The 18,281-nt window shown below is 37.3% G+C and carries 14 protein-coding genes; all 14 read right to left on the minus strand.

Annotated features, from left to right (window positions below):
* Positions 1–8: 8 nt before the first annotated feature.
* A complete protein-coding gene (locus BQ5364_RS08815; RefSeq protein ID WP_071144092.1) occupies positions 9–263 on the minus strand; it encodes a hypothetical protein in 255 nt (84 codons plus the stop codon).
* Entirely contained in the window at positions 235–657 is a 423-nt protein-coding gene (locus tag BQ5364_RS08820) for a hypothetical protein (RefSeq protein ID WP_071144093.1), read from the minus strand. Before BQ5364_RS08820 ends, BQ5364_RS08815 begins: the two co-directional genes overlap by 29 nt.
* Before the next feature lie 72 nt (positions 658–729).
* Positions 730–1,008: a WXG100 family type VII secretion target gene (locus BQ5364_RS08825; RefSeq protein ID WP_071144094.1), complete on the minus strand. Its 279-nt coding sequence runs from the start codon at positions 1,006–1,008 to the stop codon at positions 730–732.
* Between the two features lie 666 nt (positions 1,009–1,674).
* Positions 1,675–3,942, minus strand: a complete 2,268-nt coding sequence (locus BQ5364_RS08830; RefSeq protein ID WP_071144095.1) for a YhgE/Pip domain-containing protein — start codon at positions 3,940–3,942, stop codon at positions 1,675–1,677.
* Positions 3,943–4,280: 338 nt separating this feature from the next.
* Positions 4,281–4,646, minus strand: coding sequence for a type II toxin-antitoxin system RnlB family antitoxin (locus tag BQ5364_RS08835; RefSeq protein ID WP_071144096.1), 366 nt, complete (start codon positions 4,644–4,646; stop codon positions 4,281–4,283).
* Positions 4,647–4,673: 27 nt separating this feature from the next.
* Entirely contained in the window at positions 4,674–6,101 is a 1,428-nt protein-coding gene (locus BQ5364_RS08840; RefSeq protein ID WP_071144097.1) for a type II toxin-antitoxin system RnlA family toxin, read from the minus strand.
* Positions 6,102–6,389: 288 nt separating this feature from the next.
* A complete protein-coding gene (locus BQ5364_RS08845) occupies positions 6,390–6,575 on the minus strand; it encodes a hypothetical protein (RefSeq protein WP_071144098.1) in 186 nt (61 codons plus the stop codon).
* Positions 6,576–6,633: 58 nt separating this feature from the next.
* Positions 6,634–7,338: a class B sortase gene (srtB, locus tag BQ5364_RS08850; protein ID WP_071144099.1), complete on the minus strand. Its 705-nt coding sequence runs from the start codon at positions 7,336–7,338 to the stop codon at positions 6,634–6,636.
* A 71-nt stretch (positions 7,339–7,409) separates the two neighbouring features.
* Complete coding sequence (locus BQ5364_RS08855; RefSeq protein ID WP_226981672.1) at positions 7,410–8,144, minus strand: radical SAM protein; 735 nt, start codon at positions 8,142–8,144, stop codon at positions 7,410–7,412.
* Positions 8,145–8,367: 223 nt separating this feature from the next.
* Positions 8,368–13,677 (minus strand): SpaA isopeptide-forming pilin-related protein, encoded by a 5,310-nt coding sequence (locus tag BQ5364_RS08860; protein WP_071144100.1) that lies wholly within the window; start codon positions 13,675–13,677, stop codon positions 8,368–8,370.
* Between the two features lie 208 nt (positions 13,678–13,885).
* Entirely contained in the window at positions 13,886–15,208 is a 1,323-nt protein-coding gene (locus BQ5364_RS08865) for a hypothetical protein (RefSeq protein WP_071144101.1), read from the minus strand.
* 82 nt (positions 15,209–15,290) lie between these two features.
* Positions 15,291–16,700 (minus strand): ERF family protein, encoded by a 1,410-nt coding sequence (locus tag BQ5364_RS08870; protein ID WP_071144102.1) that lies wholly within the window; start codon positions 16,698–16,700, stop codon positions 15,291–15,293.
* Positions 16,701–16,723: 23 nt separating this feature from the next.
* Positions 16,724–17,704, minus strand: a complete 981-nt coding sequence (locus tag BQ5364_RS08875) for a hypothetical protein (RefSeq protein ID WP_071144103.1) — start codon at positions 17,702–17,704, stop codon at positions 16,724–16,726.
* 28 nt (positions 17,705–17,732) lie between these two features.
* Entirely contained in the window at positions 17,733–18,281 is a 549-nt protein-coding gene (locus BQ5364_RS08880; RefSeq protein WP_071144104.1) for a hypothetical protein, read from the minus strand.

Below are 18,281 nucleotides of genomic sequence, written 5' to 3' on the forward strand. Positions count from 1 at the left end.
GTCCCTCTCTATTCTTTTTCTCTTTGTGAAATCACCACTATATCGCCTGTATAAATATGAGATTCTTCATAGGTGGATTCTAACTTCAAGTGCCGACTTGTCCGTTCAGACTGTACCGCCGGATTGGTTCCGATTCCATTCATGAACTCCGGGAGATTTTCGCTCATTACTTTCAATGTGGTTGCAATTTTTTGCCGATTATCTAGAGAAACATCATAAGATTTTCCATCTTGTTCATTTTTGATAGTTATGGTAATTTTCATTCCGTTTTCTCCTATATCTTTCTATTAAAAAGAGAACTGTTCCTGCCAGTATCGCTCCTAAGATTCCATAGGCTATATTTATATATGGATTACTGGTTGCCTTATTCTCATTATATTCTGCTTTAATTACTGCGGTTGTTTCAGCCTGTATGACTCTTTTGAATGCAGTATCTGTCATTTCCTTTTCTGGATTATTTAAAACATTGGAAAAAATCTCATCTTCTTTTTCTTGCTGTTTTTCTTGGTATCTTTTCTCATGTTCCATAAATTCCAATGTGTACATATGAATGCCAAAACGGTCACATAACGATGTGCTTATGTTTTCTTTTTTTTGCAATATTTCTGTATCTAAATTTAACCCTGGTTGGGACTGCATATTTTCCTGTCCTTCCATATGCATTTTCCTCCCTTCCTTTTAGAAAAGCCGCCATTTTTGGCGGCTTCCTCTTTTACTCTATTACTGATGTTACATTTGTCCAGCCATATCACTATCTGCCTGTGCAAAATTATCAGAAATTTTCTGCATCTGAATGGCCATATCTTCAATCATCTGTCTAACATTTCTAAGTCCCGGTTCTGCTTCTTGGAACTGTTCCACATAACGTTTACTTGTATCTGCTTCCCAAACATCTGGAAGTCCTTCGATCACTTGACGCATTCTGTCAATACATTCTTCAAAAATTGCTCCCTGATCCTGCAAAGTTTTTGAGCCAGCTGCTAATGCTTCATAATCCACACGTAACATATTTTTTTCCTCCTTTGAAAGTAATGAAAAACTATAAAGTTCAAAGAACTTTATGCCTTCAGGTCTAATGCGATTTTCGCAAGTATTTTTTTCTATATTTTACACTTTTTTCCTCTATTTGACAATATATTTTTAAAGATTTTTTGTGCAAATCAACTATTTTTTTGATATATTCAGCTCTTATTTCGTATCTTTTTCTTATAATTCCAAAAAAACAACAAAATTTTGCGTTCTTTTCCAATATATATAAAGGGCGCTACAAAATAGATAAACGAATCAAACATATTGGAAATGCCGAACAGTTCTGATACATCTCTAAACTTGAATATAGCTTATTCGTATCATACCTTTAATGTACTGTAAATAGATATTTCCCCTTTGTTTATATATGTTGCGGAAACATTTTCGTCTTTATAACGTGTGATGAAACTAATTGATCATGTTTCAAAAATCCAGATAGAACATACTGATTTACTGGAAAAAGTGGGTTCCCTGCAAATCAGTAAAGTATTAACCGATATCGCCTAACAAAAGAAAAGCAAGGAAAATGGCTCTATATATAAAGTAACCATCTTCCTTGCCTTTCCTGTTTGTACACTGCATAGCCAGAATCTGTTCTTGTGGCTGTTTCCTATTGCGTACTACAATCAACCTGTTTTTACATATTTATAAATGATCCTCTTGGGAATCACTATGTTTTTTTCTTAAAACTATATAGACTCCCACGCAAAGCAAAATAAGTACAATTGGAATCGCAATTACCATTACAGAAATATTTTTTTGTTCTGGTTTTTCCTTCTCCATCTTGCTCTCTGGTATATTATTGTTTACCTCTTCTGTTTCAATAGGATCATTTTTGACAACCGTTAAATCATTTACAGCCAACGGCTCTGACATAAACCGGTATGCCAAAATATTTTCCTGTGTTCCAAGTCTAGAATATGGCAGTATACCACCAATATCGTTTAGCATTCTTTTATTATCTTCATAACTTGTCTGTTTTGAATTTTTTGCATTTGCAAGATTAGTCTCCAATTTTTCATTAGATGCTTTTTCCCCAGCTTCAATACTTTCTGCTTGTTTCTTTGTGTTTTCTTCAGATGTTGTGTAAACTTTTTCTACATAATCTTCATACTGTTTATTCTGAGTTTCTATTTTCTCTTGAATAGTATTTTGATTTTTACCTAAAGATTGTTGCAACCCCTGAATTATCTCGTTTTCTAAGTATTGACTTGGTGAATAATCATTAATTGATTTTTCCAAAGCACCTTGTGCAATAAGCATACTGCTATAGGCATTATCAAATGTACTTAATGATTCACGAACAGACGCATCCTTTTCGACCAACCGGTCTCTAGAGTTATTTATCTCTTGCATTCTTTTGTCTGTATATTTTTTAGAAGTACTTAATATACCATTGACATCATCCATGATTGTAGTCTGCTCTAAGTTTGGAAATTGAAGTGTGTCCCAATCAGGTTTTTCAATTCCTGCAGTATATCCAATTGCACGGAATGTAATTGGATTTAACGATACTGTTTCAGCAGGTGGAATCGGCTCTTCTTCTGGTAAATTAATCGAACTATCTACCATCACATTCAATTCTTCGTCGCTTTTTGCAGGATATGTATCAGGGTCCAAAGCACTCAATTTTTTATACATATCAATCCAGGAACCCTTATAATCAAGAAAACTTTCACTTAGCAGAAGACTATCATAATATTCTCGTAGCTTCTGGTTTGCATATGCAATTTTTGCCGCTTCTTGTCCCTGTAAAAAAGCATCCACATTTTGTTTGCTATAAACCTGGTATTCCGTCCAAGCAACTCTTCCTTCTTCTTCAGTCCATTCACGTACAATGGACTCTCTTAACTTCTCTTTTATCTCGTCATAAGAAGTTTGAATTTTGCCATTTTTCTCATCTGCCACAGACTGTTTTCCCTTTAGTTCATCGAAATCTTTCTTTAGTGCACTTATCTTTTCGATTTCATTCAAATTCTTTTGAATACTGTCAACATGACCTGAAACTTCAGTTTTTTCGGCTTCCGTATCATCCTCATATTTCGGGATTTCCATTTCCTGTCCATGCATTGTTAACATTTTTTCGTATTCTGCATTCACACCATCATTATTATTTAGACTTGCTGTCAAACCATTAGACTGTGTTTTGATGGTATTGTTAAATTGTTCTTCTCCCTTTGACCAAGAATCTTGATAGGTTTTATCAATTTCAGCAAGAAGTTTATCTTCTTCCTCATAATGTGGAATAAGATCTAAGATTTCAATTTTTTTATCTACAGATGCTAGTTCTGGTAATTGAATTGCTTCTGTCAAATCATCTCCACTTACCTCCCCTAGAGCTTTTAAATCTCGAATATCATTCTCTTTAATTATGCCTGCAGCATCTTGTACTTTGTGCACTTCACTTAAAACGGAAGAAAGATATAATTCACTAATACCATTATTTAAGGTTGTAAAAGTATTTCCAACTGAATAAATAGCTTTTGCCTGAGCCTCTTGCGTGAGATTTTGAGCAATTGCATATTCTAAAACTGCTTTTTGTGGTGTTGTATTGATAGACTCAACAGATGCTGAAAATGTTCCAGGTAAAATCATGTATGCACTATATTTTCCATTTTCTAATCCTTGTTTTGCATCTTCAATACCTGTTATTTCATATGGGAGAGTTAATGTCCCTAGCAAAGACTGACTGTAACTTACCACTTTGTCCTCTTTTTGAATTCCTTCGTCAGCATTAACAATCGCAATTAAATTTGTATCGTATAATTTTTCTTTTACAGGTTTATCTTCTTTTACTACAGCAACAGGTTTTATGTCATCAGAATTTGTTTTACTCCCTGCATAATAGCCTCCACCCAAACAACATCCAAGAATCAGTATTCCTACTCCTGCTTTAACAATCTTATTTTTCACATGGGCTCCTCCTTCATTTGTTTTTCCAAGAAAAAATTTTGTTCTATTTTTCTTAACTTACATACACCCTTACTCAATCAGAGCGCTAAAGTATCTTTCGTTATATTGTACACCGTCAATATGATATGTGCAATATTTTTTGTGAAAAATTCCTTTTTTTCATCCACTTTTTTACTCAAGATATTATAGAATACAGATCACTTTTTGATAACTTTTATAGCAGGAAAAAATATCCTTAATTCTTCCAATAAAAAAGCACTACCGACTCAGCGATAATGCCTTCTTATAAGTTCATCAAATTTTCTACTATTATGTTATCATAATTCCGTATTAGGTATTTAGATTACACAACCACATTCAATTAATCTTTGCTGTCTGCCTGTTAAGCCTGTAAAATGAAGAAGTTCTATATCTTTACGCAAAAACTCACAAGCGTACTCTCTTAATTTACTCTTCTTTTCAATAACAGTAAATTTGAATTTTCCATTTTCAAAAGAATTCCCATTAAAAAAGCCCTGAATAAACCGTTCTTCCGTATTCCCACTGTGTAATAGTTCATCAATCGTAACATACCCCAAATACTGTATATTACGAAGTGCTTCCTCCATTTCACTAAGAAAGTCAAAAGGAGGCTCGCTAGTTTTCATAACAATAAGTATATTATCTTCTACATTATTTAATTTAATAATCTCAAAGTTATTCATCTAACTTTCTCCTTTCTCTTTTTTACACTACTCATAATATTCATCAATAATTGCCAGTGCTCTTTTGATTTTATCATGTGCATCTTCGACACTTAATAATTTTGTAGTATCTAAAGGTCCTGTCGGATCATCCCAATGGAACAATACATGCCGGTTATTATGATAAAACGTATAAAGATTACCAATATACTTTGCTTTATCTTCAGTAGCCGTTCCATGTTGATCCATCTTTAGTTTGTATTTTGCTCCAAGCTTATCAAACATATTAAAGCCATTATCTTTAATATATTTTGCATCCGGAATAATTTCGTACTTCACCAATAAAATCTTCAAATGTGCTTCTACGACTCTCATTGCCGGATGCGCAAGGAATGTTCCATCAAACATCTTGCCATTTAATTTTAAGTTATACACTGCCTGGAGAAGCGCTTTTTCCATTTTAGATGAAAATTTGTCGAAAGAATTTGGCATATAGAATTGAAATTCTGAACAAACCTCATCTTTATCAATACTAACATTGTATGTATTATTGAATATTTTAGGAATTTCTTCGATATCTACCAACTCTGTAATATAACTTATGATTGTTGAAAAAAGCAGTTGCGGTTTTCCCTGCATAACCACTGTATTGCTTTTGCTATAATGAGATACCACAACTCTATCTTTATTGCTGATCTTAAGAGATATGGATTTACCATGGGCTATGCTTTTTTCCTCTTCTGCTATCTTATCAGAACCTATCTCTTCTTTTACTAATCCAAGAACGGCAATCAAATCATCTTCTGTAATCCCTTCAACCGTAAACCAAAAATCACCACGTTTAATTTTAGGAATTCCTTTTCCTTCTGTCAATGCTGCTTTTGCCAGCTTATCAACTTCTTCATTATAAAAATCACCCGTATGAGCTTTTATTTTTGTAAATTTAATATTCAAATGTTTCTGATGTTCTTTCATAAACTCTGCATATTTTTGAGTTAATGTATTTTTTGCCTTCCATTCACCAGTTGCCCATTTCTCAATGCCTTCATAGTCATACCGTAAATCCAGACTGATATATCCATTTTTTATAGCCCATTTCACAGCATACATAGCACCAAGCATTTCGCCGGCAACATTTCGGATTGCTAATGATTCTGGATTATCACCATTTCCGGATTCTTTAATAGTCTCCCCATTTGGAGTAAGAATAATACATCCAAACGAATATTTTCCTATTTTTTCATCAAAACTGCCATCTACATATACAATTAATCCCTCTTCCAAAGTTTCATGAGTATTTGACGCAATCTTTTCTGTTTCTTTACCCTCCAAATATGCTTTGGCCTCTTCTTCTGCAGAAAAGCCTTTAAATTCTGCCCCAGGATATCCATCGACCGACTCTTGGCATTCAGCCCAAGAATAAAACAAACCTGTTGTTTTTCCCCTTTTTACGGCAAAAACTTTCTTTTTAGCCATATGTCCTCCTCTAAGTTTCCGCATTTTATCACAGAACTTTCTGCTTGTCAATAAAAACATAACACTGCTTCTGTGCAAAAAATAGTAGATTTATAACGCCTCTATCGTCGCATATGCATACTATTCTATGCTCATTATACCTTTTCCTGTGTTTTCCGTCAATAAATTTCCTAACTACCAAACTTCCAGAAGGGATTACTTTTCTTGCAGTTTGAAGAATTTTTATCAATTAGAAACAACCAATCACTTCATATCTTTCACCTAAAATCTGAAATTAAGATGATAAAACTAAAATTTTTCGTTGTCTTTTTGACAAAGGACTTTTACTGCTGGAAGTATGGTTCCCAGTTGTGTTACCGTATATAAATTTTCTTTTTCTTTTCGTATGCCCTGATAGCCAAAAAACTCCAAATATTCTTCATGTGATGTCCCTTGAAAATCAAATTTTTCGGTATCAATTTCTATTAAATACACTTAGTGCCCTCCTTTTGTTATCTGATTTTTCAAAATATCTTGCAGTTATTGTTTTAAATTATTTTTTCAAATCCGCTTTTATAACAATCCGGATATTTGCTTTTGCACTACAAGTAGACAATATGATTTCATTTTCCTTACTATCCTCAGCATATCCTCTTTCTATCTGATAAATCTCACTATCTGCCGGTACCTGTTCACAAGCTGTAATCTGATAGTTCAAAGTTCTTCCATCCGGTAAATAAACCTCCATATCCGTGTGCTCCTGAAAAAAATCAATATCCTGATAATTTCTCAATACATGAAACATACTGCCGTCTTTCATATTATGGCCATAGATAATATTCTTACTATCTGAAAAGTCCCGTTCATTCCGATAATCAAGAAAAATACTTCCTGCAATGCTATAAGTTTTTTGTACGGTATGGTTTAAATAGTAGGAATTATCTTCCCCTCTCACTACGGGGTATTCCAATACCCCTGGGATCCGAAGCCACGCTACAACATCTGGGTTAATTGCCTGCAAAGCCGCAAAATCCACCGTTACAGTTTCTTCCTGCTTTTCTCCATCCTTATCATCTTCTGCAACATTTGGTTTCGCATTTTCCGGATTCCTTGTATTCTTCTCTACTTTTACATATTCTTGTAACTGTTCATATTCCTGTTCTGCTTTTTGATATTCACTAATAATCTGATAAATCCAGACTCCTGCTGCCAAAAGAATCACGCTTAATATCCCAAGTAAAAAGTATTCTTTTTTCATTTGCTTACCTCCAACGTAAAAAAGGCGGCAGCATACCAAAACTGATATACTACCGCCTGCACTTATGTTTCTTATTTTCTTAAATTGCAACAATCCAGTGGATTTGGATTGATATGCTGCTTCCAATATTCATAATGTTCTGTGACATCTTCACAGACCGTCAAAGGAAGATGAATTTTTTCCAATATCCTGATTTTTTCTTCCAACGGTAAATGCCAGTATCCACTCTGACGCAAAATATATTTCTGATAGTCCAAATCCGGAAACCATTTTTTTATCCACCCATTCACCCGAAGAAATTCTACCAAAACTTTATTTACCGGCAGCCTATTTAAGTAATCAAAATCCAAATATTCTTCTATCAGAGGACTTAATCGTAAGGTAACATCAAAACCCTCTTCCTGTAGATTTAACAATGCCTTTAACCGCTTTGAAGGACTGCTTGCTTTTTCATAGCCAAAAGCTTTCTTATCATCAAAGCAGGTAATCGTAATCTGAATGTGTGCCAGTTTCGGATCATAAAGTTTCCGGTATCGTTCTTCTCCTGCCAAATGGGATTTTGTCACAATCAGATACCCAATACCATATTCATTTAACTGTTCTATGGTTTGATAGGTAACCTGTTCCTGACGTTCCACCGGCTGAAAGCAATCTGTCATGCCTCCAAGTCTTAAAATGGTTCCCGGCGGCACTTTTTCCAATTTTCTCCGGATTTTCTGGATATCTGCCACTCTTGGATTTTCTGCATTCCAAAGCCCGCGGAAATCCAAAAGGCTGCGTGCATAGCAGTAGGAACAGTTATGCATACAACCACAGCCGTAGGTATCTAATCTGGTTGGATACTTACATTTTTCCGCTTCATTACCGCTTACGCTTTTATAAAAACTTTTAAATTCTTTTCTTTCGCTTCCACATCACCTTTCCTTTCGCTTGCGGGGTCCGGTACCGCCCCGAAATCTTCTGGTAAAGCATCCAGAAATGTTCTTTACACCACCCCGCAGGCCAGTATTTTATAACTTCCAAATATTTTTATCTCTTTGTGCGTCTGATTCTCCAAAGGACAATACCGATACCAATTACTGTCAGTACCGCAATGCCTATCGGTAACAGGATCATGGTAGTATCTCCTGTTTTTACTTCCTCCGATTTTTCCGGTGTCTTTGGAAGTTTCTTGTTCTGGATTTCTTTTACCACTTCGATGACTTTTGTTTTGGCATCTGCATAACTGAATGTGATTTCATAAGTTTCCGTATGTTTTTCATATCCGTCCAATGGTTTTGTCTCCGATAATACATAAGTGATCGGTGCTACTGCCTTCCCTTCTTCATAAGTAGCAATTGGCAGCAGTTCACTGGTTGCAATGCCATCTTTATCTGTCGTGAGTTTTCCGACTACTTCTTCTGTTTCTTTATTTTTCAGTGCAAATTCTACATTGGCAAGTGGTGTTTCATCTTCTGCATCTGTTTTCTTGATGATGAGTTGCCCCATCGGCACTTCATCTTTCATGGAAACTTTCTGTACTTCTCCAGTTTCCTCTACGGTAAATTCTACATCTTCTGCAATCAAAAATCCTTCTGGTGCAGCTTCTTCATGAAGGACGTAGGTTTTCCCCGGTTGCAGATATTCGATACGATATGGTTCTTTGGTAGAGATCCATTCTTCTACCACATTTCCTTCTTCATCCAGTACTTGCAGTTTAGCACCTTCGATTTCCTGTTCTCCGGTGATATCCGTCTTTGTGATTTCAATCTTGGTATGATCATCTTTCATGGAAACTTTCTGGATTTCCCCGGTTTCCTCTACGGTAAATTCTACATCTTCCGCTTTCACATATCCATTTTCTGTTGGAGCCTGCTCTTCATGCAAGATATATTTGCCCGGTTTCAATGCATAAACAAGATGCGGTTCTTTGGTAGAAGTCCATTCTTCCACTACATTTCCTTCTTCATCTAAAATCTGTAACTTAGCGCCTTCTACTTCTTTTTCTCCTGTAATATCTGTTTTTGTAATCTCCACCTTTGTCGGTTGGTTTTCTACCTCTTTTTGTATAGAAATCACCTCCAGTTTCGGCTCTGTATAGGAAGCGTCAATTTCAATCTTCTCTTCAAACGGAAGATATCCCGGCAGTCCTTCCAGTTCTTTTAAATAATATTTCCCATGCGGAATGGTATCCTGATACTTCAGTTTCCCTTCTTCGTTTGTTTTTTCAACTGCTACCAGTTCATCTTTTTTCACCACAATTTCTCCTGCTGCATTTAAAAGATCTTCTCCTGCATACAGTCCAAACGAAACCCCAGCAAGCGGTTCTTTTGTGGCTTCTGATTTTTTCAGCACTTCAATTTCCACCTTCTGCCGCTGGTTCTTGATTTCTTTTGTCACATAATCAACCGCCACTTCTTGTCCCTGATAGGCAATCTCAAAATCCTGTTCTTTTGGATCCAACACGAAAGAATCTCCTGTTTTGGTCTCTTTGATATAGAATTTGCCAATCGGAAGATTATTTAAAGTTCCCTTTCCTTTTTCATCTGTTACAATCGTTCCAACCAAAGCGTCTTTTTCAAAACGTATGATCCGGTTGCCTTCACTGTCCATCTGCCCATCTGGCGAATAAATGGTTTCCCTTGCATAGATAGAAAATTCTGCTCCTGCAAGCCCCTGTTCTTCATACTCGAACTCATATCCTTTTTCCATTTCCATAACATCGTCTCCAGTAAACAGGTTGGACACTTTATTGACTGCTTTTGCCAGACCATTTTTAATTTTTGTCAGCATCTGGTCTGTTCTTTTTTCAGCGCCAATAAGCACCTCTCCTGTTTTTTGGATTGTCAGGCTTCCTACTGCCTCATCATTTTTTACTTCCACAACTACAATATACTTTCCAGTTTCTTCTTCCACTTCATGTACGGTATTACTGTCTACTTTGATGGTAATGGATTTTCTTGGAGCTTTTTCATAAGTTCCTTCTTTTGTCACCTCATTTAAAGGAAGTATTTCCTCTCCCTTTTTTAACACCTGCTCAAATCCTGTCTGCACAAACAGTTCCGGGCTTTTTACTTCTTCAATACGGTAAGTACCCATTTTTAACGGTTCTGGTGTCAAAAGATAGCCTTCCTCATTTGTTTCAAATACCTCAATGGTTTCCGGTTTTGGATACCGTACTTTCATCGTGACATATTTCTTTTTCTCCACATCATAAATTTTATAATGAGCGCTGTTCTTTAAAATCGGAAGTTCCGTCTGTGCATCCTTTTTGATGATTTTAAAATAGAACTGCATTGGACGGTCATTAAAGACACGCCATACTTGTGGTTCTCTGCTGTCTTCATCAATGGTAACTAAAAACGGCTGAATCTCTTCCATATTTTCCGGAATGGTACTTTCGATACATACATATTTTCCATACGGAAGTTCCGGGGAACATAAATATCCCTTTTTGTCCGTAAACATTTCTTCTGTCTGTATCTTCTCTCCATTTTGATAATAAGAAGCAGTTTCCTCTTTACTGAAATCATATCCAATAAAATCCTGTGGAACAAATTCTGTTCCATTGTCTGGTTTTAAGGTGCCATCTTTTACTTTTGAAAGTTCACTGATCAGATACACTTTAAATCCGGCACCTTCCAGTAATTCTGTTTCTGTCTGGCTTCCGTCATCACTGATTTTGATCAACTGGAACGCCTGTTTTTTTATGGTCTCCAAAACTGTTACATTTTTCTGTACGATTTCCACATCCTGTCCTTCATACGCAAGGTCTACCGGATATTTCGTTTTATCCAATAGATAAGCATTGGATGGTGGTGCAGATATTTCCTGTACGTAGTATTTTCCAAGATACAAATCTTTGAAATGCAGAACACCTTTTTCTATAGTTCCCTGCATGACTAACTGGTCCTTTTTATAAAGCAGTCCTGTCTTTCCATTTGGGTGCTGGATGTCTTCTGCAGCATACAATCCATAGACTGCCCCGTTTAAATCCCCATCTCCCTGGCTTAATGAGTCCTGTGTATCTTTGTCTATTTTCTTGATATGGACTTCACCACGTACCTCTTTGTTCTGGAAGATATGTGTAAAGGTGTAGGTATATGTTTTGTCATTTTTATATTCATAAAAGAATTCATAACTGCCATTTCCCTTGAAATACAACGAAGGAGCCTGAATTTCTTTTACTTCATAATGAAAACCAATTGGGATATCCGCAGTAAATATAGCCTTTCCGTTATCGCCGGACTCTGCTTTCTGGATCAAAGTTCCCTTTGTGACCAAGACAGAACCATCTGCACCGGTAATATCTTCCTTTGCATACAGACCAAAAAGTGCTCCTTTTAAAGCCACCTCATCATTACTTGACTGTTTCAGTACTTCTACGGATACCTTCGGTCTGGCATTCTCATATTGTGTTTCTTCCTCAACCACTTCTACTGTCTGCCCCGCATAAGAAAGGGTTACTATATGGGTACGTTCTTCTTCCGTTTTCCCTATGGTCAGGGAATCAGGCGCCTGCTGTTCCACTACTTTATAAGTTCCAAGATAAAGCATATCGGAAGAGCAGCTTCCATCTTCCTTTGTCTCCAATTCTGCTGCCAAATCTCCTGCTTGATAGATTTTTGTCTGTTTATCCTGGCTGTAAATATCTTCAGCTGCATAAATCTTATATTTTGCTCCTGCAAATGCTGCATTTGTATAAAGGAACTGAAGTTTTCCTTCCTCTCCGGATACACCAGTCAGTTTCTCGCCTTGCTTATGTACAACAATTTTCCCTTTCTGTTCCTCATTTTTCACAGTCAGTGTCTGTGTTTTTGCCACTTCCAGATTGACATTATAAGAATTCGTATTCAGTTTATACCCTTTTGGTGCAGTGATTTCCTTGATATACACCGTATCCTGTGTCTTTGTCAGTTCCGCCTTGGTTGCTCCTTTTTCATTGGTAGGAGGCATCTTTAGTATCAAATCTGTACAAGCCGGATCTCTATAAATCCCAAAAACAGCTCCTGCAAGTTTTACGCTGCTCTTTGCGTCTTCTTTGATCACTTCAACCCAAGAAATATCCATCCATTGAATGGAAAAAGAAACCGATGCACTCGGTTCTTCATAAAAATCCCCATACCCAATATCCTGATTTCCGGATCCGGTTGAAACAACCAGCGTTTTCCATTGTGCACCTACCTGACCGCCCAGATTACCACTTTCCCACGTTCCATGTACCGTTTTTAAAGCTGTAAAATAAAAAGTAGTACCTCCATGGATTTTGACTGATCCACCTGTTTGTTCTTTTCCAGTTGTATCATGATAGGTAACTCCTTCTGGCAAAGGTAACGTGATATAATTTCTATGGTCTCCATTCAATGTAATATTCTTTGTCTTTTGCATATCTCCTTCCAAAAAAGCTGTTTCTTTTGTGGAAGAAAGGCTGATGGCAGCACTTGGTGGTGCTTCCTGTCCGCAAAGGTAATTGATGTATTCCATGACACTATAGCGTTTCAATCCGTCCTGCGTGCAGCCCACGAATGCCACCTCCGCTCCGCCGTAACAATAACTTGCTGCTAAATGTGTCAGGACATATTTGATGTCATTGCTGTAGTTCTTTAGATATTCCCCGGTTAAATCTCCTGGTCCTCCATATCCGTAATACAAAACTTTCTGTAAGTTTAAATTGCTTTCATAAAGTTCTGCAACATAATCAGAGGAAGGCGGGGACTGTAAGTTTGATTCCAGACAGTACGCAATTCGGTCATTGACATAGAAATAACAGGTACTGTAAGAACCTAAATCACTCGGATATACAATCTTCTGTCCTTTCACTAAAGAAGCTTTTTCTCTTGCCTGTTCTATGGAAGATGGTACAACAGAAAATAAAACTCCCGTTTCTTCCTTTAATGCACTGGTATCAATATTGGCGCCATCCGGCTCTGCATCTTCTTCGCCACTTTTTTGTTCTTTCTTCTGTTTTCTGTCCTTTTGGGGACTCTCTCCTTCTTTTCCATTTTCCTTTACAATGATTTTTCGTGTAATCTCATAAGTTTCTCCAGAAGGTTTTTGCACCTGGTAAATACAGTCATAAGTTCCTGGTCGGTCTTCATCAAACAGCTTTCCCTCTCTATCCGCAGATAAGACAAAAGAGAGTTTTTCCCCGTCTTTTACCGTAATCCCCTTAAAATCGGAAGCCGGATCAAACGTTTCTCCCTGTTTTATTGTAATGTCTTCTGCCTGTGTTTCCTCTTTACTTTCTGCCTGCTCTAATGGTGCTGCCATAGCACTGCCTGTGCCTGTCAGAAGGGAGGAACACCCTAATAAAATTGCCAAAAAGCCTGCCGTACATCGTTTTTTCCATGTTGTTTTCAATAAACATTCTCTCCTTTCTCTTTGATGTTTTTTCAAATGGGCAGTTCCATTTTTCGGGAATATGCTGCATATCAAAAACTGCCCTGCTTCCCCTTTCTCTTTAAGGTCTATCCCGAATCATCCACTTCTCTCCTTTCTCATGGTCCTTTAAACCATGCAAAAAAGGAACTGCTTTTGCAATTCCTCTTTTGCACATTTTAAAAATGAACTATTTTCTATTTACCCTGATTTCCTTTGTCAGCCAGTCATCAATTCCTTTTTCATGTTCTGCCCATAAACCGTCCGGATCCAGGTCCCACTGATTACGGTTGCAGGATAGAGAAAGTTCCTCACAGATACGGTATGTATGGTTACAGCCTTTTCGTATAGTATCCCGTTTCAATCTTTTTTTGGGGCATTCAAAATTTGGATTCCCTTTTTTCTTTCGGTCTTCACACTCCTCACAGATTTCACTATACTTTTGGTCGCAGACAAGCCTAAGCTGCTTATCCATGTCATATACCTCTTCCACATGGGAAAGTCCACGTTTTTTTAATACCTGCAAAACCTCATACAAATCTCTCCAATTTCCAATTCCCGGATTTCCAAGGAAAGTTTTTCCGGATACCTGATGGGCTATCTCTGCTTTTAAAATTCCTTCCGTCACATAAATTTCACTGCTTTCTGCTTTTCCAGATACCCCTACAATACTGCTGATTCCACACCCTTTCTTCTGGTTTGCACTGGAAAGCCATACATATTTATTTTTTCCTTTAGGATGATCCAAACGTATCTGGAAACCTGCCAGATATTTATCTACCGTATAAACAGGGCAAAGATACCCTCTGTTTCCTTCATAAAAATTAAGATCCCAGTTTCCTTCCCAATTGATATAAAAGCCCGGAACACCTTCCAATCGGAATCCTTCTTTTATCAGACGTCTCGCTATCTGCTGCGAATCCACATCATTGGTACTTTTATATCCCTTTTCTTCCATGTGCAGGATCATCTCGCTATCAGCCCCTCTTCTCTCCAAATCTTTACGATGATACTCCTTTAGTTCCAGATAGGAGAGCATTTTTTTATAAACCCGATGTCGCTGTTCTAAATCCACTGGTTCAGCCAGATGTTCTTTCTGTTTCCTTGCCCGTTTCTTAATTCCCTGGCTTTCTTCCTGCATTGCCTGTCGCGTCTTTTTCTTTCTGCCAGGTTTTTTCTGCTTTCTTCTATAAATTTCCCGATATGCTTTTTTATACCGGTCTTTTCCTGTCAGATGACAAAGATCCGCATAAAGTGTCAGCATATTATGGCCGGTTCCACAATCAAAACAATGAAAGACATTCATGATTTTCCCTTCTGCACAGACACAGATGCTTGCCTTTCCCCTGGCGTCACCACAAAATGGGCATACAACATTTGCTGCATTCTGGGTGTCTTTTACCTGGTATCCATTTTTACAGTTTTCTAAAAATTCTATATCCAGTAACTTTGCTACATCAAAAATAGTAAACGGGGCAACCGGATCAGATTCTGTACGCTTTCTTTTTTTCATACCATTTTAACCTTTCTGGAAGTATCCCCTTATAAAGCGGAAAAGGCATGCCCTGCACGCCTCTTCCTTATCCTTTAACTTTTTAAGCAGCTTTCTGTTCACAGCCTTCCAATAAAAGCTGTGCTGCTTCTTTCATCTTAAAATCTGAACCTCTGTATTCCTTTGCAAACCATTGCAACTGCCGGTAACCTGCTTCTGTTTCAAGCATTTCCCCAAATGTTTTTCCTTCAAACAACGCATAAGGACAGATTACTTTTTTTGCCTCTTCTATCGTCAGGGGGATCTTCTCCATTTCACTTTCCATATCTCTTTGTAACTGCAAGAAAAAGTCATCTTCATCTACCTCTTCAAAAGGAACTTCTTCTTTTACCTCTTCAAAATCTTCTGAATGCCCGGAAATAATAGAGCCCTCTTTCCTATCCGCTTCTTTATCAGTCTCTCGGGACCCTTCTGCTGTTTTTGCCTCATTGCTTTTTGTCTCCTGTTTCTCGGATGGTTCCGGCTGATGTGCTGAAAAATCCAAAAGATTCATCTGTCCAAAATCTTCCTCATTTTTTTGAGACTTCAAAGAAGAACTTTTTGTTTCTTCCTTCTTTTCCTCGTTGATCTTTTCTCCTGAAACATTTTCTTTTTTCTCAGGTTCCTGTACTGCTTTATCGGTTTTCAAATCTTTTGTAGGAGGATGCTCAGATGTTCCTTCATCATCGCTCTCCAAAAATTCTGTCGGCATATCTCCTAAATTTTTTGTCTCTTCTTCTGTGTTCAAAGATCCCGATGTTTCCGTCACTTCCAAGGATTGTTGTTCTTCCCTCTCAACCTCATGACATTCTGCATCTTCTCCTGTATCTTCTGCTTCGTTTTCTTTCAAAAAATCGGCAGGATCTGGAAGAAAATCTACTTGTTTGATGTTTTCTTTCTTTTGATTCATATCGGTCACGGATGGTTGTGATAAAGGGCTGTCTGCTATTACATCAGAAGACTCCTTCTCTGGTTTCTGCGGTTTTACTGGCACTTTTGTTTTTTTCTGCTCTGCTTTTTCTTTCGATTTGTCCGGCCCATTTGGTGGTGTACCTTTCATATCTGGATCTTCTGTTTCCTGTTTCATACGGAATTTATATAAAAAGAAGTATTTAAACCCATAGGTCCACGCTGCCCCTTTTGCTTTTGCAGGTGAATCCAAGTGATCTCCTACTAATTGGATACTCACCCGTTCTTTTTCATCCAGACAATCTGCATTGACAATAAAGAAGGTAAGTTTTGCCGTATAAATCCAGCTTCCATCAACTTTGCTGTAAGTCGCATCTGTTTCTTCCAATTCCTGCAAACAGATGTGATACTTTGTAAACGCTGGATTTAAAAGTTCAAAGATATCATCAATCTTTACAAAATCATAATCTACTTCGTCTGAGTAATGCTTTTTTAATAACTTTGGCATTTCATTTGATATTGCAATCAATTTTTGCTGTAAATTCATCGTTTCTTTATTTTCCATCCTTTGTCCTCCTATTCCTTTCATTAAGCAGCCTGTTTTTGATCAGCCATAACATTGTAATACCAGATATTCCTTGCCCCTACCTGATAAATCTCTTCTATATCCCAGATTTTATCTGCCCCATACTTTTCTTTCAGACGTTTCCTTTCCTGTCCGGATATCTGACTAAGCGGGTACTTTCCATTTGTATTTTTTAACACCTCTGCATCGATATGAAAATATTCAAAAACACCTTGTTTTCCTCTGACAACTACGATTACGGTATGGTGTACTTTTTCCAACGCATTTCTCAGTGTCCTGATTTTTTCAATCCGCTCTGGCTGTTTCTTCAATAAAAATTGCACCTTACTGTTTACTTCTGCTTCAAAAATCCGGCGCATGATTTCCCGATGCTGTAGTTCTCTCGCCCAAGCTCTTCCTAATTTCCGAATAACAGTCTTACGCTTTTTTAAATAACGAAAATACAGCCGGTTATCGAATACATATGTTTCTCCATTAAAAGCAAATTCCAGTTGTGGAATCATCTGGTCTGTCACAGATACTTCTTCAAAGATCACATCTGCTGCAGCCTGTTCAATCAGTTCTCGATATTTCCATGCAACTGCTGCTCTTTCAACTGCGGTAATTGAAATCTCCTTGTTTTCCTTCTCCAGTTTCTTTTGTGCATACTCCTGAACTTTATGTTCCAAACAATGCATACAGCCACGTTGGAAGCGGAATTTTTTCCCTTCTGGGATATTTAGCAAAGTACGCAGAGAATATGCAACATCTGTAAATTCAAAAGTCTTCTGGTTAAAAAGTCCGACAAAATCCATGCCCTGATATAAGTGACTAGCTCTATTTTCCATGTCTGGTCCCATATACACAAAAGTAAAACCTCGACTGGAAACCTTAGTAAACACCGCATCTCCTGTCAGAAGAGCTGGATTGTTCTTTTTTCTAAGCCATTTGAAAAATCGTTTTGCAAATGCATTGCCCTTTGCCCAATTTGGTACATTTCTCATATTCTTTTTCTCCTTTTCTGTTTGTTTTTTATACAAATGGAAGACAGTATGAAGATGCCCAATACCGTATCTTTTCCATTGTCTGCTCTTTCTCACATTCCACCCACAGCCACTCTAATAAAAATTCTGTGAGTATCTGCTGCTTCTCCTTATCCATAGTTACGAGTTCCAACCAGAATGCTTTCATAAACCGATCTTTTTCAGAGTCTGTCAACTGACCTAAAATGATTTCCAGCTGCTTTTCTGGTTCTCCTTTGATTTTCCGTATTCTGAAAATATTCTTTCTTCTGCATGTTGGAAGCGTCATAGGACAGGAGAATACTTCCTTTGCCATATCCACTGCCCACAATTCTTTCTCTTCCCATGGTGTGAATAACGACAGCCTATAGATCCAGTGTGTAACCAGATAGGTCATATTTTTGCGGATTATCCCTCCACTCCTTTGCAAAACAGAAAAGATTTTCTGTATTCCCGCTTTCTCTTTCCCGGCATTTTTAGCAGAAATTTCTTCTGCAATGGAAACCAGCGTTTTTGCATAATAAATGCCAAGTTCTTTCTTTCCTTTTTTGTAACCCAT

Source organism: Coprococcus phoceensis, assembly GCF_900104635.1.
In the GTDB taxonomy this organism is placed as follows: Bacteria; Bacillota; Clostridia; order Lachnospirales; family Lachnospiraceae; genus Faecalimonas; species Faecalimonas phoceensis.

Coding starts and splice junctions, on each gene's coding strand:
- BQ5364_RS08815 (WP_071144092.1), bottom strand. CDS start 263: ATGAAAATTACCATAACTATCAAAAATGAACAAGATGGAAAATCTTAT.
- BQ5364_RS08820 (WP_071144093.1), bottom strand. CDS start 657: ATGGAAGGACAGGAAAATATGCAGTCCCAACCAGGGTTAAATTTAGAT.
- BQ5364_RS08825 (WP_071144094.1), bottom strand. CDS start 1,008: ATGTTACGTGTGGATTATGAAGCATTAGCAGCTGGCTCAAAAACTTTG.
- BQ5364_RS08835 (WP_071144096.1), bottom strand. CDS start 4,646: ATGAATAACTTTGAGATTATTAAATTAAATAATGTAGAAGATAATATA.
- BQ5364_RS08840 (WP_071144097.1), bottom strand. CDS start 6,101: ATGGCTAAAAAGAAAGTTTTTGCCGTAAAAAGGGGAAAAACAACAGGT.
- srtB (WP_071144099.1), bottom strand. CDS start 7,338: ATGAAAAAAGAATACTTTTTACTTGGGATATTAAGCGTGATTCTTTTG.
- BQ5364_RS08855 (WP_226981672.1), bottom strand. CDS start 8,144: ATGCATAACTGTTCCTACTGCTATGCACGCAGCCTTTTGGATTTCCGC.
- BQ5364_RS08865 (WP_071144101.1), bottom strand. CDS start 15,208: ATGAAAAAAAGAAAGCGTACAGAATCTGATCCGGTTGCCCCGTTTACT.
- BQ5364_RS08870 (WP_071144102.1), bottom strand. CDS start 16,700: ATGGAAAATAAAGAAACGATGAATTTACAGCAAAAATTGATTGCAATA.
- BQ5364_RS08875 (WP_071144103.1), bottom strand. CDS start 17,704: ATGAGAAATGTACCAAATTGGGCAAAGGGCAATGCATTTGCAAAACGA.
- BQ5364_RS08880 (WP_071144104.1), bottom strand. CDS start 18,281: ATGGGTTACAAAAAAGGAAAGAAAGAACTTGGCATTTATTATGCAAAA.